Genomic DNA, 13,051 nt, shown 5'->3' on the forward strand with positions numbered 1-13,051 from the left:
GTTTACATCTGGGCACCAGACAGGCACGCAGAATGCGCTACAGTGTGCGTTGCCCCGAGGCAGGGTCGCGCGTGCGTGCTTTTTTCTTGCAGCGCGCTCGATGGCCACTGCTCCAGCCACTGCCCGCCTGTCCAGTCCCTTGCAATCCACGCTTTCGTCCTGCCGCTTTCTGCCCTGGCCCCTGCCCCTCCCCTTGCTGGCTGGAGCCGTGCTGGCGGGTGCGTGCACGGGCGCTCATGCCCAGGCGGCCACGGCCAGCGAACTGGCGCCACAGCCCGCCAGCACAGAAAGCACCCGTTCCGCCCAGCCGCAGCCGGCTGCCGATCTGGCGCAAACCGGTGCGGAGGGCACGACGCCCGCGAGCGAAGACCCTGCCTTCTCCCCCGTTTCGCAAGGCAAGTCCTTCGACATCCGCATCGAATCGCCCGACGACGATATCCGCACGCTGCTGGAGCGTCATCTGGAACTCAAGCGCTACCAGAAGGTGTCCGACCTGGACGATGCCGAACTGCGCCAGTTGCTGAGCAACTCCGAAACCAATATCCGCCAGCTGCTGGGCACGCAAGGCTATTTCACGCCCGAGATCCGGCAGGAACTGCAGGCCCACGTGGCCAGTACCACCGCCGAAGCGCGCGGCCCGCTGCCCGAGGTCGTGATCACGGTCGAGCCCGGCCCGCGCACCGTGGTGCAGCAGGTCGACCTGACCTTTGGCGGCGCCATCACCAATTACCCGCCCGCCCTGCCCCAGCTCGGCGAGATCTACAACGGCTGGGGCCTGCCGCAGGGCGACCCGTTCACGCAAACGGCCTGGAGCGATGCCAAGACGCTGGCCCTGCGGGGTCTGCAGGCTGAGCGCTTCCCCACCGCCAAGCTGGCCGAGAGCCAGGCCGTAATCGACCCCGATACCAGCAGCGCCAACCTGCGCATCGACTACGACTCCGGCCCGGTGTACAAGTACGGCCCGGTGCAGATCAAGGGCGCCGAGCGTTACGATCCGGTCATCATCGAACGCCTCACGCGCGTGCGGCCCGGCGCCGACTACAAGCAGCGCGACATGGTCGATGCGCAGCAGCGCCTGCTCGACAGCGGCTACTACACCGGCGCCTTCGTCAGCATCGACACCACCCCCGAATCCAACCCGGAAAACGCCCCGGTTCTGGTGCAGGTGCAAGAGGCCAAGCTGCAGAAGCTGGTGCTGGGCGTTGGCTTCAGCACCGATCGCGGGCCGCGCGTCTCGATCGACCACACGCACAACAAGGAGCCGGTTTTCGGCTGGCGCGGCATCAACAAGCTGCAGGTGGACAAGGTGCGCCAGGCCTTCAGCACCAGCCTGCTGGCGCCGCCCGATGACAAGCTCTGGCGCTGGCTGGCCAACGCCTCGGTCACGCGCGAGAAGTACGACGACATCATCTTCAATACGCAACAGCTGCGCTTCGGCCGCACCAAGCTCGAGAAGAGCATCGACCGCACCTACTACCTGCAGTACGACCACGGCAGCACCCGCTTCAGCGATGGGGAGAAGGAAGCGTCGCAGGCGCTCAGCGCCAACTATGTGTGGACCTACCGCCGCTTCAACAGCCAGACCTATCCCACCAGCGGCTACGGCATCGGGCTGGAGGTGGGCGGCGGCTTTACCCTGCAGCCGCAGCGCACACCATTTGGCCGCTTTGCCGCACGCTACCTCGGCTTCCTGTCGCTGGACGAGGGCCTGCGCGAAGGCGTGGGCAAGGCACTGCCGCTGCGTCAGGACCTGAAGGCCATCGCCACCGGCAATGCCGCAGGCCTGAGTGCGCAACCGCTGCTGCAGGCGCCGACAGCTTCCAGCGTGCTAAAGCGCCGCAACGGCGAACTGGTGGTGCGGCTGGAAGGGGCAGGGCTTTATGCCAAGCAGGACGCCGTCATCCCCTACAACCTGCTGTTCCTGACCGGCGGTGATGCCACCGTGCGCGGCTATGGCTACCAGGATATCGGGGTGGACTCCGGCGACGGCTACGGCGAACCCGGCCGCTACATGGTGGCCGGCAGCCTGGAATACCGCCGTCCGCTGTTCCTGCGCGGCAAGCCGTCGGACTGGGATACGGTGGTCTATATGGATGCCGGCTCGGTCGCCAACCGCCCGCAGGACCTGCGCCCGCTCAAGGTGGGCGTGGGTGCCGGTGCGCTCTGGCGCAGCCCGGTGGGGCCGGTGCAGATGTCGGTGGCCTACGGCATCCAGAGCAAAAAGGTGCGGCTGCACATGAACCTGGGATTCACGTTCTGATGGCAAAGGCGCCTCTTCCTCCCGTCGACCCTGCAGCTGCCAGCGACGCACCGCCCGCGCTGACGCGCCGCCAGCGTCTGGGCCGCGCCGCCCGGCGCACCGCGCGCTGGAGCGCCTGGTCCATCTTCGGCCTGATCCTGCTGATCGGGCTGGTCGGCACCGGCGTCTGGTACTGGTCGGCACGCGACCAGTCGCTGGCTACCGTACTGCACATCATCCAGGGCTACATGCCCTCCACCATGACGCTGCAAGCCGACGGCGTGAGTGGCACCGTGCGCCAGGGCGGCCATATCGACCGCCTGATCTGGACCAGCCAGGGCACCGACGCAGGCGGCTACACCGGCGGCGAACTGGTGGTGACACTCGACAATGTGGACGTGGGCTGGGAGCTGGCCGCCCTGTGGGACCGCGCGACGCGCTTCAGCAAGGTGCACGTGCGCACCGCCACGCTGCAGGACACTCGCATCGCCAAGCCGGTCACTGCGCCCAAGCAAGCCTTGCAGTCGTTCACGCTGCCGGTCAGCGTGGAACTGCCGTTCCGGATCGACACGCTGCGCATCGTCGGCAAGCAGCAGGATGAGGATATCAAGTACCAGTCGCCCGAAGAGGCAGCAGCCAAGGCTTCGGCCGCCAAGCGCGCCGAGGACAGGCGGGAGCAGTCCGTCCAGCGCAAGCGCCTGCAGGCGCCGGCCGTGTCCGGCAGTGCCGCCACACCGGCAGAGCTGGTCGCCTCTGCGGCCGGGCTCGCCGCCTCGGCAGCCAGCGGCGAGGAACTGTTGCCTGCAGAGGCAGCGCCCGCACCCACCGTCCCCGCGCGCGATACCGTCATCACCAACCTGCACGGGCGCTACGACTACGACCGCGTCACGGCGCAGCACACCCTGCGCCTGGATGGCCTGACCGTAGCCAACGGCACTTACGAGGCCGATGCCAGAATCGATGGCAAGGCTCCCATGCGCACCGACATCAGCGCCCGGGGCTTGCTGCACCTGCCTGCCAGCAACAGCATGCCGGCGCAGCGCCTGCAGGCCAGCGCACAGATCCGCGGGACGCTGGCCGGGCCGGATGCGCTGCTGGATGTGGATGCGACCGTGGTGCCCTTGCAGCTGATTCCTGCGGCGACCGGGGGCCAGGCGTCGGCCCCTGCCCCCGCCGCCAAAGCGCAAGCCGAAGTCCCTGCGACGCAAGGCACGCGCCTGCAGCTGCAGGCCGGTGTCCATCCCTGGAAAACCCAGCCGCTGGCCCGTGCCCGCGCCCAATGGCAGCAACTGGACGTGCAGGCCTTCTGGCCGAGCGCACCGCGCACGCGCCTGCACGGGGCGCTGGCGCTGGAGCCGGTCGCGTCCGGCAAGGTGGCGCAAGCCACACCCCATGTTCCCCGCTCCCCCGCCTCGGCCCCGCCAGCGAGCCAGGCTCCCGGCATGCTCGGCTTCCTGGGTGACACGCAATGGAAAGCCTGGATCCAGGCCAGCAACGACGAAGCAGGCGCCTGGGACAAGGGCCTGCTGCCCCTGAGCCAGCTCGATGCCCAGCTGCACTACCAGCGCGGCGCGCTCGACATCCAGCGCCTGCTGCTGAACCAGGGCCGCAACGGCGGCACGCTGCAAGGCAGCGGCCGCTACCTGCCGGAACAAGGCTGGACCGGCGACGTCACCGTCAGCCACCTCAACCCCGGCCTGATCGACACGCGACTGGCCGCCGCCCCGATCAGCGGAGCGCTGAAAGCCAGTTCGCCGCTGACCAGCGGCCAGGCGCTGGCCCAGGTGCCCGTCGATTTCACCATCCTGCTGCGCTCGGACGGCGACAGCAAGGGCCGCGCCGCGCAGGCGGCCAAGGGCCTGGCCGTCGATGTGATCGACGTGCAGGGAAAGTGGCAGAACGACACCGTCACCCTGCCACGCATCCTGGCCCGCTCGCACGATGCCGAACTGAAAGGCAGCGGCAGCTACTCGGTGCCGACCAAGGCCGCGCAGGCCGATCTCGACCTCGCGCTGCCCGGCACCCGTGGCAGCGTCAAGGGCATGCTGAGCGAGGCTAACGGACAGGGCAGGCTGCAACTGGCCGTCGCCAATCTGCAGCAAACCCTGAACTGGCTGCAGCAATGGCCGGGCACCGAAGGCCTGCGCAAGCAGATCGCCAGCGGCAGCATCCGGCTGGACGGCAGCTGGCGCGGCGGCTGGCAGAACAACGGGCGCAACCTCCAACTGAACGCCCTGCTCGACGCCCCCGCCCTCACCCTGAACACCGCCGGTCAGCCGGCAGAATCCGCCACCTACCTGCGCAACACGCGCCTGAGTGTGAACGGCACACTGGCCAACGCCGCCATCGAGGGCCGCAGCGAGATGCAGCAAGGCACGCGCGACATGCGCGTGGCGCTGCGCGGCAGTGGCGGCAAGCTGGCCAACGGCTGGCAGGCCAACCTGCAGGCCACGCAACTGCAGCTACGCGATACCTTGCAGAACAAGGCCTGGCAGGCGGCCCTCGCCAACCCGGTGCAGATCCGCCTGCTGCAATCCGGCAACACCCTGCAAGCGACAACCGGCGCCTTTCGCATCGACCTGACCGGCTCCGTACCGGGCAACGCACACATCCTGGCCGAGCCGATCCACTACGTGCAAAGCGGCGGTGGCTACACGCTGAGCAGCAAGGGCCGCCTGAGCGAAGTGCCGCTGGAATGGGTGGACGCACTGATGAGCAGTTCCATCAGCGGCTCCGGCCTGACCGGCGACCTCACCCTGGCCGGCAACTGGGACGTGCAGCTCGGCAACGCCATGCGCATCAACGCCACGCTGCAACGCAGCCAGGGCGACCTGATCGTGCAGGCCGGCGGCATGGGCGGACGCGGCCGCGTGCAGGCCGGCATACGCACCGCGCGACTGGACATCACCGGCAGCGGCGGTGCCATCCAGGGCAAGCTGACCTGGGACAGCAGCAATGCCGGCACCGCCAATGCGCTCGTCAACACCCGCCTCACGAGCGCCGGTGGCGGCTGGACGCTGTCCGACAACGCCCCGCTCAGCGGTACCCTGCAGGCCAACCTGCCGCGCATGGGCCTGTGGAGCATGTTCGCGCCGCCGGGCTGGCGCCTGCGCGGCACGCTGCAGGCCGACACCACGCTGGGCGGCACCCTGCGTGCGCCGTTGGTGCACGGCACGCTCAATGCCGATGACCTGGGCGTGCGCTCGGTGGTGGACGGCATCGAATTCAGTCGCGGCCGCCTGCGCACGCGCCTGAGCGGCCAGCGTCTGGACATCGACGAATTCTCGCTGCAAGGCCCCACGGTCAACCGCCGCGCCGGCGGCTCGGCCACCATCACCGGCAATGTGCAATGGGGCGGGGGCGGCGCGCTGCTGCAATCCATGCGCATGGACCTGAACGCGCAGCTGCGCGAACTGCAGCTCTCCAGCATGCCCGAGCGCCAGATCGTGCTCTCCGGCAACGTCAGCACACAATTGGCCAACCTGCGGCTGGTGATGCGCGGCGGCCTGAAGGTCGACCATGCGCTGATCGAGCTGCCGACCGATACCGCACCCAAGCTCGACAATGATGTGGTGGTGCTGCCCAGCCGCAAGCACCCCAAGGCCGTGCTGGCGCAGCCGGCGCAAGCGGAGCGGATGGCTGCCGCGGCCGAAAGCAGCGATATCGTGATCAAGCCGAGCCGTTCGGGCGCCAATACCGGCACCAGTGGCGGTACCCGAGCCGCCTCCGGCAACGGGAACGCAACAACCGACACGGCCGCCAGTACCGGCACTGCACCCCGCACTGGCTCGAAGGCCGCCTCGCCGCAAACGCGCACCCTGATCGCCACCAACTCCGAAGCCCGCGCCGTGCTGCAGGATCCCAGGGTCAAGGCCGGCATGGCCCGCACCAACGCCACCATCACGCCCGACATCAACATCGAGATCGACCTGGGCGATGACCTGCGCGTGCGCGGCCGCGGCCTGGACACGCGCCTGCGCGGCAAGCTCAGCGTGGTGAACGGCCCCACGCTGCAGTCCATGCCGCGCCTCACCGGCACCATCCGCACCGACCGTGGCACTTTCCGTGCCTACGGACAGGACCTGCAGGTCGAGCGCGGCCACATCACCTTCAACGGCGCGCTCGACAACCCCACGCTGGACATCATTGCCATCCGCCCGCACCTCGACGAGATGCGCGTCGGCGTGCATGTGCGCGGCACCGCGCAGCTGCCCTGGGTACAGCTGTTCTCCGACCCCGCCATGCCGGATTCCGAAAAACTCTCCTGGCTGGTGCTGGGCCGCTCCTCCGCCGGCGCGGCCGATGCCGCGCTGCTGCAGCAGGCAGCGCTCGCCCTGCTCTCGGGCAGCGGCCGCGGCATTACCGGCGAACTGGCGGATGCGCTGGGCCTGGACGAACTCTCCTTCAAGGGCGGCGAAAACGGCGTGGCCTCCGGCAGCGTCACGCTGGGCAAGCGCTTCTCGCGCAACTTCTATGTGGCCTACGAGCGCGGACTGGATGCCACCATGGGCACGCTCTACTTCTTCTACGACCTGAGCCGCCGCCTCAAGCTGCGTGGCGAAACCGGCACGGAAAGCGCCATCGACCTGATCTACACCATCAGCTATGACTGAGCGGCCGCAGACGGACAGACGCATTGACACATTGACGTGTTGGGCAATGGTTCCCAAAAATGGGCAAATAGTCTATCATGGGCCCAATGAAATAGCTTGAAATGAAGATACTATGACACCCGCCGCACACCACAAGCAGTTTGACTCGCTCGACCTCATCCTCAAACACTGGGAGCGTGAGCGTCCCGATCTGGATGCCCGCCCCATGGGCCCGATCGGCCGCATCAAGCGCTGTGCGGCCCTGCTGGAACAGTATCTCGAAGCCGGCCTGTCGCAGTTCGGGCTGAGCTACTGGGAGTTCGACATGCTGGCCACGCTGCGACGCAGCGGTGCGCCCTACTGTCTCACTCCCACCACGCTGTTTTCCACACTGATGGTTACCTCAGGCACGATGACGCACCGCCTCAAGCGCATGGAACAGCGCGGCCTGGTCGCCCGCGTTCCCAACGAACAGGACGCACGGAGCATGCTGGTGCAGCTGACCGACAAAGGCCTGAACCTGATCGACCGCGCAGTCGAAAAGCATATCGAGAACGAGCGCCGCCTGCTTTCGGTCATGCCGCCGAACATGCTGGCAGAACTCAATGCCCGCCTGTCCACCCTGCTTGTGGCCCTCGAGAACCCCGGCGAACTGAGCCTGCTCCCCGCCGCCTGACCCTCCGCGTCTCCAGACCGTCTCCTTCGCTGCCCAGGCACTGGCGCAGCCATTTCCTCGCGCCGAAAATTCCCAGCCCCACCCGGCCAGACACAAGGGGCATCTCTCCATCACGCCCTCCAGCTCCATGGCAACCCGGTGTTGCCCGGTAGCAGCAGATAAAAAGTTCCGCCCATTTATCTTGACATCAAGATAAATCCGGAGCATCATGAACGCACTCAGAGTTCGTATTCAACCAACACCAGGAGATCAGAGATGAGTACCAAGAAAGCTATTCGCGGAGCCATGCTGACGTTCAAGAAGGACCCGTTCTTCCACGACATGTCCGAATGCATGGTGTACGAGTCCGACGCCATCGTCGTCATGGAAGACGGCAAGATCGTGCAGGCCGGAGCCGCCAGCGCGATCCTGCCCACGCTGGGCGATGTCCCCGTCAAGGCCTATACCGACAGCATCATCGTTCCCGGCTTCATCGACAGCCACGTGCACTATCCCCAGACCGAGATGATTGCCGCCTACGGCGAGCAGCTGATCGACTGGCTCAACAACTACACCTTCATCGCCGAGCAGGGCTTTGCCAACAAGGACCATGCCGCCGAAGTCGCCGAAGTGTTCATCAAGGAGCAGTTCCGCAACGGCGTTACCTCCTCCACCGTGTACTGCACCATCTTCCCGCAGTCGGTCGATGCCCTGTTCGAGGAAGCCGCCAAGCACAACATGCGCGTGATGGCCGGCAAGGTCTGCATGGACCGCAACGCCCCGCCGGAGCTGCTCGACACCGCCCAGCGCTCCTATGACGAATCGAAGGCCCTGATCGAGAAGTGCACAAGAACGGCCGCGCCGAATACGTCATCACCCCGCGCTTCATCCCCACCTCCACGCCCGAGCAGATGGAAGCCGTCGGCGCGCTGGCCATGGAATTCCCCGACACCCTGATCCAGTCGCACGTCTCCGAGAACGTGAACGAAGTGGCCTGGGTGAAGGAACTGTGCCCCGACGCCAAGGACTACACCGACGCCTACGCCAAATACGGCCTGCTGCGTGACCGCGCCATCTACGGCCACGGCATCCACCTGACCGAGCGCGAACTGAACGTGTTCAGCGAAACCGGCGCCGCCATCGCGCACTGCCCGACGTCCAACTTCTTTCTGGGCTCCGGCTGCCTGAACGTGAAGAAACTCAAGAGCACCGAGCGTCCCGTGCGCATCGGTCTGGCCACCGACCGGGGCGCAGGCACCAGCTTCTCGATCCTGCAGACCATGAACGAAGCCTACAAGGCCGCGCAGATGAACAACGCGCCCTACAGCTCGCTGCACGCCTTCTACCTGGCCAGCCGCGGCACCGCCGAGGCCCTGCGCCTGGCCGACAAGATCGGCTCGATCGAACCCGGCATGGAAGCCGACCTGGCCGTGATCAACCTCAAATCCACGCCCATCTTCGACTACCGCATGCGCTACGCCAAGAGCCTGGAAGAAGTCCTCTTCATCCAGATGACGCTGGCCGATGACCGCGCCATCGCAGCCACCTACGTAGCCGGCAAGGAAGTCTACGCCGCGCAGTAAGCGCGTGGCGTCGCCCGGACAATAACAAGGAGTAAAACCATGAACCAGGCCAACGTGGCCATCGCCCTGAGCTGGCTCGGCCTGGCGCTGGGTGCCCCGTTCTTCAGCTGGCTCGGTCGCAACTGGCATGACGACGTGCGCGCGCTCGGCTATGGCCTGGCCGGACAGCTCCTGCTGCTGCTGGTGCTGGTCGGCATGCCCATCCAGCAGATCGGCGTGGCCGGACCGGTGCTGTTCCTGTTCGGCTTCTTCACCGGCACCTCCATGCTGCCCTTCGCCATCGCCGGCAGTGCCGTCGACGTGCGCTACATCGGCACCTCGGCGGCGCTGGTCAACGGCAGCCAGTTCCTGGCCGGTGCCTTCCTCGTCTTCATCCCCGGCTACCTGATGCGCCATGGCGATACGCTCGCCGTGAGCCAGACCCTGTACGTGCTACCGCTGGCCATGCTGCTGGCCACCCTTCTGTACGTATACGGGCGCACCTCGCGCAAAGCCGCCTGACTCTTGATTTCAATACTCCCATGCAAGCTGTTTCCGGCGCCTTCGTGGCGCCCACCCTGCCCCGCTTCCTGATCGCCGCAGCCTACATGGCCGCAGTGGTGCTGGCCTCCAACATCCTGGTGCAATACCCCATCAACGACTGGCTGACCTGGGGCGCCATCACCTATCCCTTCGCCTTCCTGGTGACCGAACTGATGAACCGCGCCCACGGCCCGCACGCGGCACGGCGCGTGGTCTGGGTCGGCTTTGCCGTGGCCGTGGCCGCCTCGCTGGTGCTGGCGCCGGTGCGCATTGCCGTCGCCTCGGGCACGGCCTTCCTGCTGTCGCAATGGCTGGACGTAGGCGTGTTCCACCGCCTGCGCGCGGGCAGCTGGTGGCGCGCACCGCTGGTGGCCACCCTGCTGGCCGCGCTGCTGGACACCTTCCTGTTCTGGAGCATCGCCTTTGCCGGCGTGGCCGAGCCCTGGGTCACCTGGGCGCTGGGCGACCTGGGCGTGAAGCTGGTGCTCGGCGTGGGCCTGCTGCTGCCGTTCCGGCTGCTGATGGCGCGGGTGATGGTCAAACCGGCTGCACACTGACCCTGCACCCTGAGACGACAGAATGGCGTTCGTTCACTCCCCAATCAACAACGGCCTTACAATACGCGCTTGTTGACGCCCGAGCGGCGCCATCTGGTATGCCGCCGTAGTTCAATGGATAGAACGAGCGCCTCCTAAGCGCTAGATACAGGTTCGATTCCTGTCGGTGGTACCACCCTGCAAGCCGGAAGCCTCCATGCTCTCCGGCTTTTTCGTTCAGGCAACGGCATTCCGAGAGGTGCAGTCACTCGGTATACCCCACCCCAGCCACATTCCCCACCGGGTCGGCCGCCTCATCCTCATAATCCTGCCCCGCGTGCACGGCAAAGGCCACGGCTCCCGCGCGCAGGGCATCGGCAAACACGGCATAGCTGCCTTCCGATTCGGCATGCATGATCATCTCGTTGCCATCCCGCTCCACGATGACCCACTCCCACTGTCCCTCAATGTCCGGATCGGGTTGCACCGTGAGGTAAAGGGGGTGGCGGTCCCAGTTGCGCTCGGGCCTGAGGAGGTCGTGTTCGGTGGCGATCGGATGGGCAAGCGTCATGACTAGCTCCTGCAATGGATTCGATACGGGAACATCATGCCGTGGCCTGCTGTCCTTCCGGATGAGGATAACCCCAAGCACAGTCGCCGCACGGCACTGCAGCGGGCTCGCGGCAACGTCCTACAGTACCGGCCGACACCGCAGGTTTACGGTAGAAGCTCCTATCCCGACCGAGGAGCCCCTCATGCAACACGCCCCCCATACGCTTTCTCCCGCCATACAGGCCTGTATCGACGCCTGCAATGCCTGCGCCCAGGCCTGCGATTTCTGCGCCGCTTCCTGCCTGCAGGAGGCCGACGTCACCGCCATGGCGGCCTGCATCCGCAGCGATATCGATTGCGCCCAGATCTGCCGCCTGTGTGCCGCCTTCACCGCCCGCGGCAGCCAGCATGCGGCTGCGCTGTGCGAACTGTGTGCCCAGGTGTGCGATGCTTGTGGCGCCGAATGTGCCCGCCACGACATGGAGCACTGCCAGGCCTGCGCCAGTGCCTGCCGCGCCTGTGCCGAAGCCTGCCGTGCCATGGCTGCCGCACACTGACGCAGCACAGCGACCCTCTGCCGGCCACGCTTTGCACTGGCAGCGGCTCCATGAACAAAGCGGACCCGTGTCGGCGTCCCTGCCGCCATCAAATCCGGCAGGAATCGGTATCCTCCGGCGCGCCGCGCAGCAGCGCATTGAGTTCGTCCACAATCGGTGCCCAGGCCGCATCGCAGGCGATTTCCTCGCGCAGGAAACGCGCCTGGGATTCGCTCCAGAAGGCGGCCTGATGCAGCGGCAGACCGTCGGGCAGCTTGTTCTGTGCGCAGAAGCATTCGATGGCCGCAGCGCTGCTCTCCAGGCCCAGTTGGTCAAACAGGGCGCGCATGTCGATATTGTCGGTATACATGGTGATCTCCTTGTCATGGCCGGCCAGGCCGTACGGGCCCGGTCACACGCACCACTCTACGCGGGGGTCCTGCCGCCGCGTGTCAGACAGAATCGCATCCGGCTGCCGGCAGGCAGCAGCGCAGACGCTCCGACAGTTCGTCCACCACTGTGGTCCAGGCCGCATCGCGCGCGATTTCCTCGCACAGGAAACGCGCCTGGCTTTCGTTCCAGAAGGGAGCCTGGTGGATGCGCACCCCTTCCGCCAGCGGGTTGTGGCGACGGATGAACGCATCGATGGACGCCTGGTCATGCTCCAGACCCAGTTGCTTGAACAGGTCAGGCATATCGTAGCCGGATGTGTACATAAGCTCTCCTCCATGCAAAGGGCTCGCCACCACAGGCGCATGCCCCGATACTAGGCGGCACACGCGGCGCTGCAAACCGGGCCTGCAATAACGCCATGGAGATTGGGGATACTCGCGATGCCGGATGCCGACAAGAGTTTCAAGAAAAGCCGGCAGGCGCCGGGAAGCAAGGCCTGCTGACGAGCGGAACTCCTTCGCTCACGCCATCTCGGGCGCCGGCGCACTGCCCGCCACCAGCGGATAACGCACCGCCAGCAGCTCCTGCAGCCCGAACTGCTGCACGATGTCGTGCATGCGCTGAGCCGCGCTGCGCTTCTTCTGGCCGGTGTACTCGGCCAGGATCAACTCGTTCTTCAGGCTGTGCTCCCAGCCCACCAGCTCGGTCACCGTCACGCTGTAGCCCTGCGATTCGAGGTAGAGGCAGCGCAGCACGTTGGTCAGCTGGCTGCCCATCTCGCGCGTATGCAGCGGATGGCGCCACAGCTCGGCCAGCGGCGTGCGCGACAGGTTCAGCGCCTTGTGCCTGCGCAGAAAGCCGGCCGTTTCAGCCTGGCAGCACGGCACCAGCACCATGTGGCGCGCCTGCTTCTGCAGGCCGAAGGCAATCGCATCGTCGGTGGCGGTATCGCAGGCATGCAGCGCCGTCACCACGTCGATCTGCGCCGGCAATGCGTCGCTCTGTGCCGACTGCTGCACCGTCAGCGGCAGAAAACGCATGCGCGCAAAACCCAGCCGCTCGGCCAGCTCGCGCGACTTCTCGACCAGTTCCTGCCGCGTCTCGATGCCGTAGATGGTGCCCGCCTCGCGCTGGCGGAAGAACAGGTCGTAGATGATGAAGCCCAGGTAGGACTTGCCCGCGCCGTGGTCAGCCAGCGTGATGTCGGTTCGACCGCTGCTTTCCAGCTGCAGCAGGATTTTTTCGATGAAGCCGAACAGGTGGTATACCTGCTTGAGCTTGCGACGCGAGTCCTGGTTCAGCCCACCCTCGCGCGTGAGGATGTGCAGCTCCTTGAGCAGTTCGACCGACTGCCCCGGCCGCAGCGCTTCCTGCACCTGACGGGCCATGGCGTCGCTCTTGGACAACCTGGCCCCCTTTCCTCGTGCGCCGGAAGCAGCACCT

At 66.4% G+C, this 13,051-nt stretch carries 10 protein-coding genes, 1 tRNA gene and 1 pseudogene; 8 read left to right on the forward strand and 4 right to left on the reverse strand.

Features of this window, described 5'->3' with window-relative positions; genetic code table 11:
• Positions 1 to 100 precede the first annotated feature (100 nt).
• From ACX36O_RS10945 to ACX36O_RS10975, 7 genes and pseudogenes are all read left to right on the forward strand, one after another.
• On the forward strand, positions 101 to 2,260 hold the full coding sequence (locus ACX36O_RS10945) for an autotransporter assembly complex protein TamA (RefSeq protein ID WP_213361547.1): 2,160 nt from the start codon (positions 101 to 103) through the stop codon (positions 2,258 to 2,260).
• The gene (locus tag ACX36O_RS10950) at positions 2,260 to 6,852 is read left to right on the forward strand and encodes a translocation/assembly module TamB domain-containing protein (RefSeq protein ID WP_488359776.1); all 4,593 of its coding nucleotides are present in this window, start codon (positions 2,260 to 2,262) and stop codon (positions 6,850 to 6,852) included. Before ACX36O_RS10945 ends, ACX36O_RS10950 begins: the two co-directional genes overlap by 1 nt.
• 112 nt (positions 6,853 to 6,964) lie before the next feature.
• Positions 6,965 to 7,507, forward strand: coding sequence for a MarR family winged helix-turn-helix transcriptional regulator (locus tag ACX36O_RS10955; protein WP_213361549.1), 543 nt, complete (start codon positions 6,965 to 6,967; stop codon positions 7,505 to 7,507).
• Positions 7,508 to 8,011: 504 nt separating this feature from the next.
• Positions 8,012 to 9,069: pseudogene (guaD, locus tag ACX36O_RS10960) on the forward strand (guanine deaminase).
• A 39-nt stretch (positions 9,070 to 9,108) separates the two neighbouring features.
• Entirely contained in the window at positions 9,109 to 9,570 is a 462-nt protein-coding gene (locus ACX36O_RS10965) for an MFS transporter (protein WP_488359777.1), read from the forward strand.
• Positions 9,571 to 9,590: 20 nt separating this feature from the next.
• Positions 9,591 to 10,148, forward strand: coding sequence for a VUT family protein (locus ACX36O_RS10970; RefSeq protein ID WP_488359778.1), 558 nt, complete (start codon positions 9,591 to 9,593; stop codon positions 10,146 to 10,148).
• A 100-nt stretch (positions 10,149 to 10,248) separates the two neighbouring features.
• A tRNA-Arg gene (locus ACX36O_RS10975) sits at positions 10,249 to 10,323 on the forward strand.
• 69 nt (positions 10,324 to 10,392) lie between these two features.
• Here the strand turns inward: ACX36O_RS10975 and ACX36O_RS10980 are convergent.
• Positions 10,393 to 10,698: a hypothetical protein gene (locus ACX36O_RS10980; protein WP_213361556.1), complete on the reverse strand. Its 306-nt coding sequence runs from the start codon at positions 10,696 to 10,698 to the stop codon at positions 10,393 to 10,395.
• Between the two features lie 184 nt (positions 10,699 to 10,882).
• Here ACX36O_RS10980 and ACX36O_RS10985 point away from each other — a divergent pair, with 184 nt between their 5' ends.
• Positions 10,883 to 11,236, forward strand: coding sequence for a four-helix bundle copper-binding protein (locus tag ACX36O_RS10985; RefSeq protein WP_488359779.1), 354 nt, complete (start codon positions 10,883 to 10,885; stop codon positions 11,234 to 11,236).
• 88 nt (positions 11,237 to 11,324) lie between these two features.
• Here the strand turns inward: ACX36O_RS10985 and ACX36O_RS10990 are convergent, their stop codons facing one another.
• The 3 genes from ACX36O_RS10990 to ACX36O_RS11000 all read right to left on the reverse strand — a co-directional run bounded on the left by ACX36O_RS10990 (position 11,325) and on the right by ACX36O_RS11000 (position 12,996).
• Positions 11,325 to 11,585, reverse strand: coding sequence for a DUF2789 domain-containing protein (locus tag ACX36O_RS10990; RefSeq protein ID WP_488359780.1), 261 nt, complete (start codon positions 11,583 to 11,585; stop codon positions 11,325 to 11,327).
• Positions 11,586 to 11,667: 82 nt separating this feature from the next.
• Positions 11,668 to 11,931: a DUF2789 domain-containing protein gene (locus ACX36O_RS10995; RefSeq protein WP_213361559.1), complete on the reverse strand. Its 264-nt coding sequence runs from the start codon at positions 11,929 to 11,931 to the stop codon at positions 11,668 to 11,670.
• A 198-nt stretch (positions 11,932 to 12,129) separates the two neighbouring features.
• Positions 12,130 to 12,996 carry a class I SAM-dependent methyltransferase gene (locus tag ACX36O_RS11000; protein WP_250131044.1) on the reverse strand — a complete coding sequence of 289 codons (867 nt, stop codon included), beginning with the start codon at positions 12,994 to 12,996 and terminating at the stop codon, positions 12,130 to 12,132.
• Positions 12,997 to 13,051 lie beyond the last annotated feature (55 nt).

The sequence above is a fragment of the Brachymonas sp. KE5 genome (genome assembly GCF_057773645.1).

Excerpts from the sequence above, each read along its gene's own strand:
- ACX36O_RS10945 (WP_213361547.1), top strand. The coding sequence starts at position 101 with ATGGCCACTGCTCCAGCCACTGCCCGCCTGTCCAGTCCCTTGCAATCC.
- ACX36O_RS10950 (WP_488359776.1), top strand. The coding sequence starts at position 2,260 with ATGGCAAAGGCGCCTCTTCCTCCCGTCGACCCTGCAGCTGCCAGCGAC.
- ACX36O_RS10955 (WP_213361549.1), top strand. The coding sequence starts at position 6,965 with ATGACACCCGCCGCACACCACAAGCAGTTTGACTCGCTCGACCTCATC.
- ACX36O_RS10965 (WP_488359777.1), top strand. The coding sequence starts at position 9,109 with ATGAACCAGGCCAACGTGGCCATCGCCCTGAGCTGGCTCGGCCTGGCG.
- ACX36O_RS10970 (WP_488359778.1), top strand. The coding sequence starts at position 9,591 with ATGCAAGCTGTTTCCGGCGCCTTCGTGGCGCCCACCCTGCCCCGCTTC.
- ACX36O_RS10980 (WP_213361556.1), bottom strand. The coding sequence starts at position 10,698 with ATGACGCTTGCCCATCCGATCGCCACCGAACACGACCTCCTCAGGCCC.
- ACX36O_RS10985 (WP_488359779.1), top strand. The coding sequence starts at position 10,883 with ATGCAACACGCCCCCCATACGCTTTCTCCCGCCATACAGGCCTGTATC.
- ACX36O_RS10990 (WP_488359780.1), bottom strand. The coding sequence starts at position 11,585 with ATGTATACCGACAATATCGACATGCGCGCCCTGTTTGACCAACTGGGC.
- ACX36O_RS10995 (WP_213361559.1), bottom strand. The coding sequence starts at position 11,931 with ATGTACACATCCGGCTACGATATGCCTGACCTGTTCAAGCAACTGGGT.
- ACX36O_RS11000 (WP_250131044.1), bottom strand. The coding sequence starts at position 12,996 with ATGGCCCGTCAGGTGCAGGAAGCGCTGCGGCCGGGGCAGTCGGTCGAA.